The organism is Lysobacter enzymogenes (genome assembly GCF_017168095.1).
Taxonomy (GTDB): Bacteria; Pseudomonadota; Gammaproteobacteria; order Xanthomonadales; family Xanthomonadaceae; genus Lysobacter; species Lysobacter enzymogenes_D.
Genome location: NZ_LXSD01000385.1, coordinates 1 through 14,819, shown reverse-complemented (window position 1 = coordinate 14,819; position 14,819 = coordinate 1). Strand labels below are relative to the sequence as shown.

Annotated in this window: 13 protein-coding genes and 1 pseudogene; 7 read left to right on the top strand and 7 right to left on the bottom strand. The window is 68.5% G+C overall.

What is annotated here, in order from left to right:
- Positions 1 to 206: 206 nt before the first annotated feature.
- A complete protein-coding gene (locus tag A7A76_RS15730) occupies positions 207 to 1,157 on the bottom strand; it encodes an AraC family transcriptional regulator (RefSeq protein WP_206412069.1) in 951 nt (316 codons plus the stop codon).
- Between the two features lie 260 nt (positions 1,158 to 1,417).
- Here A7A76_RS15730 and A7A76_RS15725 point away from each other — a divergent pair, with 260 nt between their 5' ends.
- Positions 1,418 to 2,191 (top strand): SDR family oxidoreductase, encoded by a 774-nt coding sequence (locus A7A76_RS15725; protein WP_206412068.1) that lies wholly within the window; start codon positions 1,418 to 1,420, stop codon positions 2,189 to 2,191.
- 596 nt (positions 2,192 to 2,787) lie between these two features.
- Positions 2,788 to 3,060 (top strand): hypothetical protein, encoded by a 273-nt coding sequence (locus A7A76_RS15720; protein ID WP_206412067.1) that lies wholly within the window; start codon positions 2,788 to 2,790, stop codon positions 3,058 to 3,060.
- A 2-nt stretch (positions 3,061 to 3,062) separates the two neighbouring features.
- Here the strand turns inward: A7A76_RS15720 and A7A76_RS26735 are convergent, their stop codons facing one another.
- Positions 3,063 to 3,173, bottom strand: coding sequence for a DUF6053 domain-containing protein (locus A7A76_RS26735; protein ID WP_428995168.1), 111 nt, complete (start codon positions 3,171 to 3,173; stop codon positions 3,063 to 3,065).
- Between the two features lie 171 nt (positions 3,174 to 3,344).
- On the opposite strand from A7A76_RS26735, the gene A7A76_RS15715 reads away from it, so the two are divergent.
- Positions 3,345 to 4,535 (top strand): low temperature requirement protein A, encoded by a 1,191-nt coding sequence (locus A7A76_RS15715; RefSeq protein WP_206412066.1) that lies wholly within the window; start codon positions 3,345 to 3,347, stop codon positions 4,533 to 4,535.
- Positions 4,536 to 4,980: 445 nt separating this feature from the next.
- Entirely contained in the window at positions 4,981 to 6,519 is a 1,539-nt protein-coding gene (locus A7A76_RS15710) for a BCCT family transporter (protein ID WP_206412065.1), read from the top strand.
- Between the two features lie 4 nt (positions 6,520 to 6,523).
- Here the strand turns inward: A7A76_RS15710 and A7A76_RS15705 are convergent, their stop codons facing one another.
- Positions 6,524 to 6,943: a hypothetical protein gene (locus tag A7A76_RS15705; RefSeq protein WP_206412064.1), complete on the bottom strand. Its 420-nt coding sequence runs from the start codon at positions 6,941 to 6,943 to the stop codon at positions 6,524 to 6,526.
- 162 nt (positions 6,944 to 7,105) lie between these two features.
- Here A7A76_RS15705 and A7A76_RS15700 point away from each other — a divergent pair, with 162 nt between their 5' ends.
- Together A7A76_RS15700 and A7A76_RS15695 are read left to right on the top strand one after the other, a co-directional pair.
- Positions 7,106 to 8,107 carry a helix-turn-helix transcriptional regulator gene (locus A7A76_RS15700; protein ID WP_206412063.1) on the top strand — a complete coding sequence of 334 codons (1,002 nt, stop codon included), beginning with the start codon at positions 7,106 to 7,108 and terminating at the stop codon, positions 8,105 to 8,107.
- 91 nt (positions 8,108 to 8,198) lie between these two features.
- Entirely contained in the window at positions 8,199 to 10,982 is a 2,784-nt protein-coding gene (locus A7A76_RS15695; RefSeq protein ID WP_206412062.1) for a TonB-dependent receptor, read from the top strand.
- 118 nt (positions 10,983 to 11,100) lie between these two features.
- Here the strand turns inward: A7A76_RS15695 and A7A76_RS15690 are convergent, their stop codons facing one another.
- The 4 genes from A7A76_RS15690 to A7A76_RS15675 form a co-directional block, all read right to left on the bottom strand.
- Positions 11,101 to 11,703, bottom strand: a complete 603-nt coding sequence (locus tag A7A76_RS15690) for a type II secretion system protein GspG (RefSeq protein ID WP_206412061.1) — start codon at positions 11,701 to 11,703, stop codon at positions 11,101 to 11,103.
- 56 nt (positions 11,704 to 11,759) lie between these two features.
- Positions 11,760 to 12,434: a M24 family metallopeptidase gene (locus A7A76_RS15685; RefSeq protein ID WP_241200970.1), complete on the bottom strand. Its 675-nt coding sequence runs from the start codon at positions 12,432 to 12,434 to the stop codon at positions 11,760 to 11,762.
- Between the two features lie 76 nt (positions 12,435 to 12,510).
- Positions 12,511 to 12,960 (bottom strand): type II secretion system protein GspG, encoded by a 450-nt coding sequence (locus A7A76_RS15680; protein ID WP_206412060.1) that lies wholly within the window; start codon positions 12,958 to 12,960, stop codon positions 12,511 to 12,513.
- 33 nt (positions 12,961 to 12,993) lie between these two features.
- Positions 12,994 to 14,367: an MBL fold metallo-hydrolase gene (locus tag A7A76_RS15675; protein WP_206412059.1), complete on the bottom strand. Its 1,374-nt coding sequence runs from the start codon at positions 14,365 to 14,367 to the stop codon at positions 12,994 to 12,996.
- A gap of 165 nt (positions 14,368 to 14,532) precedes the next feature.
- Between A7A76_RS15675 and A7A76_RS26730 the strand changes: the two are divergent.
- Positions 14,533 to 14,625, top strand: a pseudogene (locus tag A7A76_RS26730) (hypothetical protein); the annotation flags it as partial.
- Positions 14,626 to 14,819: the final 194 nt, after the last annotated feature.

Genomic DNA, 14,819 nt, shown 5'->3' with positions numbered 1-14,819 from the left:
TGGATCCCCGCCTTCGCGGGGATGACGGGGTGAGAGAGGTGCCGCGAACTGGGAGGAGACGCCACATACCCCCTAACCGTCATGCCCGCGGAGGCGGGCATCCAGGGCTTCACCGTTGCGTGGCTCTGAAGTCTCCGGACCCCCGCCTTCGCGGGGATGACGAAGTGACCGAAGCGCCGCGAACTCGAAACAGACGCCGCGCAACCTCACCCCTGCGAACGAAACGCCCTCGGCGTCAGCCCATAGCGCTTCTTGAACACCGCCGACAGATGGCTGTGGCTGGAGAACCCGTTCTCCACCGCGATGGTGGCGATGTCGTCGGCGCTGTCGCGCAGGCGCCGGCAGACCCGCAGCAGGCGCTGCGCCAGCACGTACTGGATCGGGGTCATGCCGAACGCATGCCGGAACGCGATCAGCAGCTGATGCGTGCTCAGCGCGCTCAGCCGCGCCAGTTCGTCCAGGGTGATGCGCCGGTCCAGGTGGGTGTGGATGTAGTCCTCGACCCGCCGCCGCGCCGCCTCGTTCAGGCGCGCCTGCGCCGCCACGGCGCTCGCCGCCGCGCCGGCGCCGTGTTCGCGCAGCAGGTGCAGGTACAGCGCCTGGCCCAGCGACTCGCGCAGCATCGCCGCGAGGTCGTCGCCGGCCCCGCTCAGATGCGCCAGGCGCGCGGCCAGGCCGTGCACGAACGGGTCGCGCTGCTTCATCCGCGCCGCCAGTCCGGCGCCGTCGCCCGCGCCCGGCACGGACGCGGCGAAGCCGGCCGGGTCCACCGTGAGTTCGGCATAGGCGATCTCGCCGCCGAGCGCGCGGCCGAGGTAGCGGCGCCCGGCCGGGATCAGCCACCAGTCGCCGGCCGCGGGCGCGGCGCGCAGGCGGCCGAGGCCGTCGATGCGGGTTTCCAGCCGGCGCATCGGGCCGTCGAGATGGACGATCAGGGTGTGCTGCGCGTGCTCCAGCGTCCACTGCGTGGGCAGGGCGATGTTCTCGGTGGCGAACGCGAACTGCAGGCCGGGGCCGAGTTCGACCTGCTGCCGGCGCTCGATCCGGCGCGCGCCGGACCAGCCGCGCCCGGCCGCCCCGCCCAGCGCCGCCGCGCCGTTCAGCGCGGCGCGTTCGGCCTCGCCGTCGGCTGGAGAAATTGACAGTGGCTTGGACATGTTGAAAGCGGACGGGGCCTGCGCCGATGTAAACATGACCTCGCGCACAAATGCGTCAAGGCCACGTGTTCTGCATGCACGCCCCCTGCCCTTCCCGCCCCACCTGCGTCCGGCCGCCGGCGCGTTCAGCCGCCTGTACCGCGCGCCCGCGGCGTCGCGGCGACGGCCGCTTCGTGTCCGCCGCGAACGGCCCGCGCATCCGCGCGCCGCGCATCGTCGGCCACTGATTTCCCCGTCCCTCACCCCCAAGGAGTTTCCCCATGCCCGACCGTTCCCTCACCGGCAAGCACGTCGTCATCGGCGGCGGCGCCAAGAACCTCGGCGGCCTGATCTCGCGCGAACTCGCCCGAGGCGGCGCCGCCGGCATCGCCGTGCACTACAACTCCGACGCCACCCGCGCCGCGGCCGAGGAAACCGTCGCCGCGGTCCGGGCCGCGGGTGCCGACGCCTTCGCCCACCAGGGCGACCTGACCCGGCCGGCCGAAGTGGCCAAGCTGTTCGACGCGGCCAAGGCGAAGTTCGGCAAGCTCGACATCGCCATCAACACCACCGGCATGGTCATCAAGAAGCCGCTGGTGGAGGTGACCGAGGCCGAGTACGACACCATGTTCGCAGTGAATTCCAAGGCCGCGTTCTTCTTCATCCAGGAAGCCGGCAAAAAGCTCGCCGACGACGGCAACATCTGCACCATCGTCAGCTCGCTGCTGGCCGCGTATACGCCGTTCTACGCGGTGTATCCGGGCAGCAAGGCGCCGATCGAGCACTTCACCCGCGCCGCGTCGAAGGAGTTCGGCGAGCGCGGCATCTCGGTCAACGCGGTCGGCCCGGGACCGATGGACACGCCGTTCTTCTACCCGGCCGAGTCCAAGGAATCGGCGGCCTACCACGCCACCGCCGCGGCGCTGAGCAACCGCACCAAGAGCGGTCTGACCGAGATTCAGGACATCGCGCCGCTGGTGAAATTCCTGGTCACCGACGGTTGGTGGATCACCGGGCAGACGATCTTCGCCAACGGCGGTTACACCACGCGCTGAGGTCGGCGCGGTCGGCGGCGACGGTATCGGCGGCGGGGCGCAAGCGCTCCGCCGCCGGTGTTTGGCGGGTACCGCGCGGCGCGGGCCGGTGTGCACGTGGCTTGCACGCGCGAAATCGAAAGATGGGCGCGATGTTCGAAGCGGCAGGGTCGGATGGGAGCGCGACCGAAGGGTTCCGATGCTCCGGTTCGCCCGCTCTGTCGTCATTACGGCGAAAGCCGGAATCCATTTTGATCTTGCTTCGCGCCGGCTTCGCCGGGGAGGGCACCAGCAACAGCAAAATGGATTCCGGCTTTCGCCGGAATGACGGTAGGGGGGGCTCGCGCCGGAATGACGGTTGGGGGCTTTCGCCGGAATGACGGTAGGGGACTTTCGCCGGAATGACGGTGGAGGCTTTCGTTGGAATGACGGCGGGGACTTTTGCCGGAATGACGGCAGAGGCTTTCGTCGGAATGACGGCACGGGGCTTTCGCTGCCATCAAGGCGGCGACGGAGGGGACTTTGGCGGAACCATCGAGCCGCAGCCACGCGACACAGCGACGATCCGCAAGACACACCGACGAATCCACGCACACCCACAACCCAGGGGAAACCGCATGCATACCGTCCTCGTCATCCTCGGCGGCTTCGTCCTGCTGGCGCTGTGCCTGCTCGCCGGCCGCGGCTTCGGCGGCCCCGGCGCGGCGCCGCTGATCCTGGCGATCAAGGCCTTCCTGCCGCTGTGGTTCGTCGGCGCCGCGATCAACATGTACATCGGCGTCGCCCGGGCCGGCTACTCGGTCGGCGAGGAGTTGCCGATCTTCCTGGTCATCTACGCCGTGCCGGCCGCCGTGGCCGCGCTGTTGTGGTGGCGCCTGGCCAAGCCCTGAAGCTACGGCGGTTGCGAGAGGTGCGAGGTGGCAGGAGGGCCTTCAGGCCCGAAGCCTTCCGGCCCGGTCGCGGCGATCGGCAACAAGCGCCTCGGGCCTGAAGGCCCGCCCACAGCAACTCAAGGCACGCTCACAGCAACATAAGGCCCCTCCCACAACAAGGCTCTCCTACAGCAACCGCAGCCGCGCCACCGCCGCCCGCCGCCATCCGCCCTGCTCTCCACACCGCCTGCGCGAACGATCGCGCTAGTCTGTCCGCGCCTCCGCCCCGACCCGCACCGACCATGACCACCACCCGCCCCAGCCTGCTGCGCACCCGCGAAGGCCACGCCAAGGTCGGCTTCGCCGAGCTGTTCTTCGACCTGGTGTTCGTGTTCGCCGTCACCCAGCTCTCGCACACCCTGCTCGAACACCTCGACCTCGCCGGCGCGCTGCGCACCGGCCTGCTGTTCCTGGGCGTGTGGTGGCTGTGGATCTACACCTCGTGGGTCACCAACTGGCTCGACCCGGAGAAGGTGCCGGTGCGGCTGATGATCTTCGCGCTGATGCTCGGCGGCCTGCTGCTGTCGTCCTCGCTGCCGCACGCCTTCGCCGAACGCGGCCTGGCCTACGGCGCGACCTTCGCCGCGATGCAGGTCGGCCGCACCTTGTTCATGCTGTGGGCGCTGCGCGGCGGCCGCAGCCCCGGCAATTTCCGCAATTTCGTGCGCATCGCGATCTGGCTCAGCGTGTCGGCGGTGTTCTGGCTGCTCGGCGGCCTGGCCGAACCCGAGGCGCGGCTGGGGTGGTGGCTGGCCGCGGTCGCGATCGAATACCTCGGCCCGATCGCGTTCTTCCGCGTGCCCGGCCTGGGCCGCTCCACGCTGAGCGACTGGGACATCGAAGGCGGCCACCTGTCCGAGCGCTGCGGCCTGTTCGTCATCATCGCGCTGGGCGAATCGATCCTGATCACCGGCGCCACCTACGCCAAGCTCGACTGGAACCCGACCACGCTGGCCGCGTTCGTGATCGCCTTCCTCGGCAGCGTGGCGATGTGGTGGATCTATTTCGACAGCGGCGCGGCGCGCGGCGAACACCGCATCGTCCACGGCGGCGACGCCGCGCGGCAGGCGCGGCTGGCCTACACCTACCTGCACCTGCCCATCGTCGGCGGCATCATCGTCTGCGCCGTCGCCGACGAACTGGTGCTGGTGCACCCCGCCCACGCCGACGCCGCCGGCATCGCCGCCATCGTCGGCGGGCCGGCGCTGTACCTGCTGGGCTGCGCGCTGTTCAAGTGGGTGACGAACACGCGCAAGTTCCCGCCGCTGTCGCACATGGGCGGGTTGGCGCTGCTGATCGCGCTGTGGTTCGCGGCCGGGCCGCTGCATTTGTCGGCGCTGGCGCTAGGGGCTGCGACGACGGCGGTGTTCGTGATCGTCGCCGGCTGGGAAACCGCGGCGCTGCGGCGCGACAACGCTGCGCCGGCGCACTGATCGCGCGATCCGGGTTCGCAAACACGCAGATCGACGCGGAGCCAAGGAAGTTGTAGGAGGGCCTTCAGGCCCGATGCTTTCGGGTCAGTTCTCTTCGATCTGAAACAAAGGCATCGGGCCTGAAGGCCCTCCTACAGAAGCCACGAGCCCTTGCGGCGCTACGCGGTCTCGGCGATGTGAAGGCCGAAAACCCGGCGTTTGCTACAATCGCCGGGTTCCGCATCTCGCACCGGACCCTCGCGTCCGCTTGCGCCGCCACCGCCGCGGCCATGGCTCGCGTCGCGGAACGCCTCCGTCGGTCCCTCATCGCCGCCTCAGTCGGCTGCGCCCGCGTTCGCGGGCGCCGGACCGTATCCGTCCGCTCTTGCGCGCTGCGCGCGGCGGCGCCCTGCGCGCGATGCCTTCGTCACGGCGAGCCTCGCGCGCCCGCATGGAGAGAGCCCCTTTGGTTTTCCGATTGTCCATCGTCCTGCTCGCCGCCCTGGTCGCCGCCGGTGCGCTGATCCCGCAGGAATTCAACGCCGCCGCCCAGCACGCGCTGGCGCTCACCGTGGCCAAGGCCGGCTGGCTGTACTTGCTGGTGGTGTTCGCCGCGCTGTTGTTCCTGGTCTATCTTTCGCTCGGCCGCTTCGCCGACCTGCGCATCGGCGGCGACGACGCCGAGCCGGAGTTCTCGCGCACCAGCTGGCTGTCGATGCTGTTCGCCGCCGGCATGGGCATCGGCCTGGTGTTCTGGGGCGCGGCCGAGCCGATCTCGCATTATCAGCATCCGCCCGAAGGCCTGGCGCCGCAGAGCATGCAGGCCGCGCGCGCGTCGATGCGCTATGTGTTTTTCCATTGGGGCCTGCACCCGTGGGCGATCTACGCCCTGGTCGGCCTGGCGATGGCGTGGTTCCAGTTCAACCGCAACGGCCGCGGCCAGATCAGCGACCTGCTGCAGCCGCTGATCGGCCGCTGGCACCGGCGCTGGCCCGGGCAGTTGATCGACGTCGCCGCGGTGGTCGCCACCGCGATCGGCGTGGCCACCACCCTCGGCTTCGGCACCATCCAGATCAGCGCGGGACTGTCGCGCGTGTTCGGCCTGCAAGTCACCCCGGCATTGCAGCTGTGCGTGGTCGCGGTGGCGTTCGTGCTGTACATGGCCTCGACCCTCACCGGCCTGCACCGCGGCATCAAATGGCTGAGCAATCTCAATCTCGCGCTGGCGGCGTTGCTGCTCGCGTTCGTATTGGTCGCCGGTCCGACCGCGTTCGTGTTCGAGACGCTGACCACCACGCTGGGCGGCTACATCAACCAGTTGCCGAACATGAGCCTGCGCATGGCGCCGTTCTCGCGCGATCCGTGGGTCGGCGAATGGACGATCTTCTACTGGGCCTGGTGGATCGCCTGGGCGCCGTTCGTGGGCAGCTTCATCGCCCGCATCTCGCGCGGCCGGCGCATCCGCGAATTCGTGTTCGGGGTGGTGCTGGTGCCGTCGCTGATGAGCTTCGTCTGGTTCGCGACCTTCGGCGGCACCGCGCTGTGGGCGCAGATGTTCGCCGGCACCGACCTCACCGGCGCGCTGGCGCAAGGTTACGAGCAGGTGCTGTTCTCGCTGCTCGACAGCCTGCCGTGGGCGCGCATGCTGGCGATCGCCGCGATCGCGCTGTTGATGATCTTCTTCGTCACCTCGGCCGACTCGGCCACCCTGGTGCTGGCCAGCATGTCCAGCCCCGACCGCGACGACCCGCCGCTGTGGCGGCGCGCGGTGTGGGGCGCGATCCAGGCGCTGATCGCGGTGACCCTGCTGCTGGCCGGCGGCCTGGACGCGCTGCAGGGCGCGATCACCGTCGCCGCGCTGCCGTTCGCGCTGCTGCTGGCGCTGGTGATGTGGTCGCTGTATCGCGCGCTCGATCAGGAATACGTGCGCCAGCAACGGCAGAACGCGCGCTTCCGCCATGCCATGCAGCGGTGGCTGGCGCGGGAGGAAGGGACCGCGCCGTAGGCCTTCAACCTCGCCCCAGCCGCCGCAGCGCGATCCCCAGCGCGATGCGGTAGCTCGCCGCCAGGTCGCCGTTGATGACGATGGTCGCCAGCGGCGCGGCGTGCGCGCGCAAGCGGTCGTCGAGCGTGGTGGCGCTGCGTTCGTGCACTTCGATGTAGGCGCTGGGCAGCTCGCCGAGCGCCTGTCGCAGCGGTTCGGGTTCGGCCAGCGCTTGCGGCGTCAGCTCGCCCGGATCCAGCAGCACGAATTCGCTGCTGCGGCGGCGCGCGGCGCGCAGGCTGCCGACCAGTTCGCGCACGCTGGCGCAGGGACGCAGTTCGAGATTGCGGCCGACCGCTTGCGCCAGGCGGCGCAGTTCCAGCAGGAAATTCGCGGGCAGCGGCGCGCAGGCGGGATGGCGGCCGTGCAGGATCAGGATGCTCATGTAGATGTCGATTGCGGATGCGGATGCGCACGCGGGATGTCGCCATGCTGCTGGATTGCGGCATAAATTTTCTATCCACGCATCGTCCTTCGCGCATATTTTTCGTATTTTTTTATCGCCTCTGTCCGCGCCGACGAACATCGTCCGCAGACGCGACTCGCCATGTCCGCAGGTCGCGCCGTATCTCGATTGGAAACGGCAGCGGACCCGCCGACCAAGATCGAAGGCGCCGCTCGCCTCGCGCCGCGAGTGCGCAATGGACTCTGGGCGCTCATGCCGATCGAACCGATCACTCATCCTTCTTCCACCTCTAGCCCGGCCGTCGCCGACCACGCCGGCGCGGCGACGGCACACGAAGCCGCGCCTTATCAGCTGTATCGCAGCGATGGCGTCGACAATCCGCGCATCCAGCCCAACGCCGCGTCATTCTGGCTGCAATTGCGCGGACGATCGCGCATAGAAAGCCGCGAAGGCCGGCTGCTTCTGCTGCCCGACCAATGGCTGACCTTCGACCACGACAGCGCGCCATGCATCGATACCGATGCGGATTCCTTGTTGATCGGACTGAGCGTATCGCCGCCGCTGCTGCGCCAGATCGAGCAGCAATGGCGCATCGAAGTCCATCCCGGCGAAGGCTCGTTCGCGCCTGCGCGCTGCCGCCAGCTGGACGATACCTGGCGGCGCTGCGCCGGCGTCGTCGCCGACGACAGCCGCGAATCCGCGCAGACGCTGCGGCGGCTTCTGGCCAGCATCCGGGATGCGCAACCGGAACTGGAACAGCGGCTGGCGCGCTGTCCCGGACGGCGCAGGAGCCGGCAGCGCCAGGTGTTCTCCCGTCTGCAAAGAATGCGTCTTTACCTGCGCGGAAATGTGCATCGCGCGGTCAGCCTGGAGGAACTGGCTCAGTTCACCAGCTACTCGCCGTGGTGGCTTTCCAAGACATTCCGCCACGTCTACGGCCAGACGCTCAAGTCTTATGCCTTGTCGCTGCGCATCGACCATGCTTGCCGGCTGCTCGCGGAAACCGACCTGTCGATCATAGAGATCAGTCACGACTGCGGCTTCGACTCGCCGTGCAGCTTCGCGCGCCGTTTCCGACAGCACATGGATTGCACCGCAAGCGAGTACCGCGTCAATTCAAGCGCCAAGAAAAATCAAGCGTAAAGCCGGCGCGACCTAACAGCCGCAGACAGCGGTCGCCGTAGCTTTACCTCGGCTTTAACGCGCCGCTAACTTTTCAGGGAGTTCCGCCAGCATGAGTACCGCACTTCATCCCGCCGCCGCACGGGCCGCGCTGCCGCTGCATATCGCTATCGCGCTCGCCGCGGCAGCTACGCCGGCGCTGGCCCAGGAGGCTCCGGCCGACTCGGGCAAGACCACCAATCTCGACCGGCTCGAAGTGATCGGCTCGCGCATCAAGCGCTCCGACCTGGAAACCTCGCAACCGGTGCTTCAGGTCAGCCGCGCGGACATCGAAAAGCAGGGCCTGACCTCCGTCGCCGACGTGCTGCAACGCATCTCCACCAATGGCGCCGGCTTGAACAGCACGGTCAACAACGGCAACGACGGCGAGTCGACGGTGAGCCTGCGCAACCTGGGCAGCAGCCGCACCCTGGTGCTGGTCAACGGCCGTCGTTGGGGCACCGGCCTGGGCGGCAACGTCGATCTCAACAGCATCCCGACCGCGATCATCGAGCGCATCGAAGTGCTGAAGGACGGCGCTTCGACGCTTTACGGCTCCGACGCCATCGCCGGCGTCGTCAACATCGTCACTCGCGGCGATTTCGACGGCGCCGAAGCCGGCGCCTATCTGGGGCAGTTCGGCCAGGGCGACGGCATGCGCGAAAGCTACGACTTCACCATCGGCCAAAGCGGCGAGCGCGGCTCGGTGCTGGTCGGCGCCGCCTACGTCAAGGAAGATCCGGTGATGGCGGGCGACCGCGAAATCTCCAGCGGCGGCCCTCCGTTCAACTCGGGGTTCAGCCTCACCGGCGTGCCCGGCAGCTTTATCGATCCGAAGGACAACAAGCAGTATGTTCTCGACGCCGGGCGCCAGCCGATCCCCTACAACCCCGACCTGCACGGCATCAACACCGCTCCGTTCAACTACCTGTTGACCCCGCAGGAGCGCACCTCCCTGTTCGCGCAGGGCCGCTACGATATCAGCCAGACGCTCTCGTTCCGCGGCGAGATGTTCTACAACCAGCGCCTGTCCGAGCAACTGCTGGCGCCCATGCCGGTCACCGGCATGGTGCTGGACAAAAACAGCGTCTATAACCCGACCAAGGGCGCGGCCGACGCGCGCGACCTGCGCAACGTCAACCGCCGGTTCCTCGAGGGCGGCTCGCGCTCGTTCAACCAGGACGCCAAGACCTATCACTTCTACGCCGGCCTGGAAGGGGAACTGGCGTTCGGCGAGCGCCGCTTCGACTGGGACGCGGGTTACCGCTACGACCGCACCGATCAGAACGACCAGACCTTCGGCCTCTACAATCTCGACCGGCTGCGCAAGGCCTACGGCCCGTCGTTCTTCGACGCCTCCGGCCGCGCGCGTTGCGGCACCGCGACGGCGATTGTCGACAACTGCGTGCCGATCGATCCGCTGGGCGCGGAAGGTTCGATCAGCCAGGCGGCGGTCGACATGGCCAAGTTCACCGCCCAGGACAGCACCCGACAGGTCTCCAAGGGCTATACCCTCAACATCAGCGGCGACTTGTTCGAATTGCCGGCCGGCCCGCTGTCGGTGGCCGCGGGCTACGAATACCGTTCCGAAAGCGGCTCGTTCGTGCCCGATGCGTTCACCGCCGCGGGGCTGAGCACCGGCAACGCTTCGCAGCCGACCAGCGGCGGGTATTCGCTCAAGGAACTTTACCTGGAGCTCGCGGTTCCGCTGCTCAAGGATCTGCCGTTCGCGCGCCTGCTGGATTTTTCGCTGGCCACCCGCCGCTCCGACTACAGCAGCTTCGGCGACACCCTCAACAGCAAGTTCGGCTTCCGCTGGAAGCCGATCGACGACCTGTTGATCCGCGGCAACTGGGCCCAGGGCTTCCGCGCGCCGAGCATCACCGATATGTTCCGCGGCGACGCCGACAGCTTCGTGCGCTACGCGGATCCGTGCTCCACCCACACCGGACGCCGCGCCGATCCCCGCGTCGACGCCAAGTGCCTGGCCGACGGCGCGCCCGCCAACTTCCGCCAGCCCGGCTCCGGCCCCAATCCGCAGACCACCGAGCCGTTCACCCTCGGCGGCAATCCCAAGCTGAAGCCGGAGACCTCGACCAGCAAGACCCTCGGCTTCGTCTACAGCCCGCAGTGGGCGCCGGGGCTGGATCTGTCGGTGGACTGGTATCGCATCGAAATCGAGAGCGCGATCAACTCTCCGACCGCTCAGACCATCGTGGACAAGTGCTATACCGGCAGCGCCGACGAACAAAGCTTCTACTGCGCTCTGATCACCCGCGATCCCAACTACCCCGGCCGTTCGGGCCTCATCACCGACATTCAGCTGCGCCCGATCAACGCCGCGCAATTCGTGGTCGAGGGCTACGACGTGACGGTCAACTATCGACTGCCGGAAACCCGCTTCGGACGCTTCGCCCTGACCTGGGACAGCAGCTACACCTCGCGCTGGGACTTCATGGCCGACGCCAAGTCCAAGCCGGATCATCGCAACGGAACCTATCTCGCTTCCGATCCGTACTGGCGCATCCGCTCGAATCTGTCCCTGGACTGGAGCAAGAACCAGCTCGGCGTCAACTGGGGCCTGCGCTACAAGTCCGGGCTGCGCGAAGACTGCCGCGCGGACTTCAAGCAGTTCTGCTCGGATCCGCAGCGGATGAAGAACCGGCTGCCGGCAACGACTTACCACGACGTCCAAGTCCGCTACGACACGCCGTGGAACGCCACCGTCGCGGTCGGCGTGAACAATCTCTTCGCCAAGGAACCGCCTTTGGCGCAGAACGCGTTCGCCAACAACTTCGACCCGCAGTACGACGTCCCGGGCCGGTTCTTCTACTTCAAGTATCGTCAGCGTTTCTGATCGCGGCTTCGGATCGGGCCCAACCCCGGGCCCGATACGTGCGCGGCATCGACCCCACCGTTCGCCGGTGGGGTTTTCTTTGAGCGCTTACCAGGCGTTCGTACCCACACGCGCTCGCTCAGCGTTTTTGGGGCGTTTTGTCGCGAGCGCATCCGCCTTCGCCGGACTTTCCCGGATCGCCAGGAACGCCCGGATCGCCCGAACGACCGTCGCGCTGCCGTGCCGCCTTGAGATGGCTCAGCGCCAGCGATTCGGGCGCCGACGACCGATACGGGCGGCAATCGAAGGATTCCACCGGCTGGCCGCGGCGGTACCATTCCGCCCGGCTCAACGGCGCCTGGCTGCCTTCGAAGACGATGTCCGCGTCGGCCCCGTCTCCGCCGGGCAGGCCGTCCCGGCCGAGCGAAAACAAGCCGAAGCGCTGTTGTCGCGCGTCGGCTTCGTAATGCATCAAGCGGCCCCAGCCGTCGCGCAGTTCGTAGTCGTTCGCGTACGGGCCCAACGGCGTGGGCTCGGTCAGCGCTTGCAGCGTTGCGGGAAGATGGCCCGTATCGCAACGATAGATGCGGATCTTTTCGCCGAGCATGCGCATCTGCGCTTCCACGCGGCCGTGAATCGTGCAACGGGTTCCGCCGACGATGCGCAACGCCACAAACGTCGAAAGCCCCAACGCGGCGATCGATACCGCGGCCACCGCAACTTTCCGGATCCGTGCGCTCATCGTCGCTCCTTGGCTAGGCGATCTCGCATTCCCGACGTGGCTCCTGCCGCGCCGGGTCAGACCAGCAAATCCTCGTAGAACGCCCCGAACGGCCGCTGCGGGTGGGCGATCTGGATCTCCAGGATCCACAAGCCCGCCGCCGGCGTGCCTTCGAATTCGCCCAGGTCGCCGGCGCGGTACACCGCGTGCGGGAAGTCGCTGACCCGGTGGCCCTGGATGTCGAGGTTGAGCCGCCAGCCCATCGCCTCGGCGCGGTCCTGGGCGTAGCGATACAGCTGCGGCCCGCTGGCGCCGTCGCTGCGCCAGCGCGCGCGCACTTCTTCGAACAACGCGCGCGCGGCGGCGGCGCAGGCGTGCATGTCGGCGTCGTCGCCGACCACGAAGGTGTCGCTCGAATCGCCCTCGTGGCCGTCCCAGACCACGCCCATGTCGATGAAGTAGATGTCGTTCGCGCCCAGTTCCGGATCGCCGTCGGAGCGCTCGCGGAAGGTCTTGAGGGTGTTGGCGCCGAAGCGGATCAGCAGCGGGTGCCAGATCCGGCCCATGCCGAGTTCGACCAGGGTGCGCTGGCCGAGCTCGCGCGCCTGCGACTCGCGCATGCCCGGCACGATCTGCGCGCGGATGCGCTCGACCGCCTGCCAGGTCAACTCGCGCGCGCGCAGCATCGCCTCGGCGTCGAAGGCGGCGCCTACGCGTTCTTTCGGATGGGCTTCGGGCGCGGCATCGGTCATTAGTGTCTCCGGACGCGCTGGCTGCGGCGGCGCGCCGCGCGATGGCGCCATGGTACGACGCGGCGCGGCCTGGGCTTCAAGGCTCCGGCCGGGACGAGACGTACTGTTGATCGGAGGCGGCACCCTCGCCGCCCAGGCGTCCGTCGCTGCCCAACGAGAAGATCAGGTAATCGGGCCCGTTGCCCGCGACGCGGTAGTAGAACGGCCGGCCCCATGCATCCACCAGTTCGGCCTCACGGGCATACGGCCCTTGTCCGTCGGCGCGCAGCAAGTCGCGCAACGTAGCGGGCATCCGTCCGTTGTCGTCGCGGAATGCGGCCACTTTCGCGCCCAGAGCGACGACTTGCGCCTTGGTCAGGGAGCGGTAGTCCGGGTAGTCGCAACCCCGGCAGCAGCCCAGGCTTATCGCCACCGCGAGCAATCCGGCCGGGACGATGAGAAGCAGCGAACACACCCACGCCCAGCGCGTCCACCGCCGGGGTTTGCCGTTGCGACGCTTCGCGCCGTCGTCCACGCCGTCGTCCATGCCGTCCTCTCTTTCGGCGCCTGCGGCGCCGGATCAAACCTGCAGGGTCAATCCCGGTCGGGCCAGCACCGCCTTGACGCCGTAACGTTCGCCGATCTCCCCGGCCAGCGCCTCGCGCGCCTTGTCCTCGCCGTGCACCAGCGCCAACGGCGGATGCCCGGCGATCTGCCCGTACCACTCGATCAGCCCGTGCTGGTCGGTGTGCGCCGACAGCCCGCCGATGGTGTGGCGCTGGGCGCGGGCGCGGATGTCGCGGCCGTGGATGCGCACCCATTGCGCGCCCTCGACCAGGCGCCGGCCGATCGTGCCCTCGGCCTGGTAGCCGACGAACACCACGTGGGTCTGCGGCTTGTCCAGGTTCTGGCGGAAGTGGTGCAGGATGCGGCCGGCGTTGGCCATGCCGGAACCGGCGATGACGATCGCGCCGCGCTCGACGGCGTTGATCGCCATCGAGTCCTGCGCCGATTCGGTCAGGCGCAGGTTGGGCAGGTCGAACGGGTTGGGCTTTTCCTTCCACACCGCCACCGCGTCTTCGTCGAACAGATCGGTGTGGCGGTCGTAGACGGCGACCACTTTCGCCGCCATCGGGCTGTCGAGGAAGATCTTCCAGCGCGAGAGCTTCCACTCGTCCCAGTACTTGGCGAACCAGTACAGCAGCTCCTGGCTGCGGCCGACCGCGAACGCGGGTATCAGCACGTTGCCGCCGTCGTTCCAGGCCGCGTCGAGGATGCGGCCGAGTTCGAGAATGGTCTCGGCGCGGTCCTTGTGCAGGCGGTCGCCGTAGGTCGACTCCATCAGCACCAGGTCGGCGGCGGCGATGGGTTCGGGATCGCGCAGGATCGGCGTGCCCTTCGGGCCGAGGTCGCCGGAGAACACCAGCGTGCGGCCTTCGGCGCGCACCTCCACCGCCGACGAACCCAGGATGTGGCCGGCTTCGCGGAAGGTCACCTGCACGCCCGGCAGGATCTCGCGCGCGCTGCCGTAGCGCAGCGGACGCACCCGCCGCATCGTCGCTTCGACGTCGTCGCGGGTGTACAGCGGCTGCGCTTCCGGCTCGCCGGCGCGGCGCTTGCGGTTGTCGCGCTCGGCCTCGCTTTCGGCGATGGAGGCCGAATCCAGCAGCATGATCCGCATCAGGTCGGCGGTGGCTTCCTGGGCGTGGATCTCGCCGCGGAAGCCGCGCTTGAGCAGCAGCGGCACGCGGCCGATGTGGTCGATGTGGGCGTGGCTGATCACCAGCGCGTCGAGCGCGGCGGGGTCGAAGCCGAACGGATCGAGGTTGCGGCGCTCGGCCTCGGGGCTGCCCTGGATCATGCCGCAGTCCAGCAGCAGGCGATGGCCGGCGGCTTCGACTTCGTGCAGCGAGCCGGTGACCTCGCCGGCCGCGCCGTGGAAATGCACTCGCATCGGATACGACTCCTGTGCGCGGCGAGGGGCCGCAGCGTGGGCTGAAATTAACACGGCGGTTTCCCGGGCTCTTGCCGGGTTCGGGCGCTCGCGGGCAAGGCTTCAGCTTTTGCGGGAGGGGCTTCAGCCCCGATGCTTTTGTCTCAGGTCGCGGCCATCTGAAAAAACAGCATCGGGGCTGAAGCCCCTCCCACAAAAGCCAGGGCCCGGCGCGCGCAAAACCACCGCAAGGGCAAAGCCGGCCGCCACCCCACGTGACTGAAGACACCCTCCCGCGGCCGCGGCCGGGTCCATCATCGCCGGATTGCGCGCGTCCGCCGCGCCCGCCCCACGCCGCCAGGGAGTTCCGCCATGACCGTCCGCCCCCGCCACCTGCTGCTGCCCCTGGCCGTCGCCGCCGCCGTGGCCGCCTGCGCCAAGCCCGAACCCGCCGCCCCGGCCGCGACCCAGGC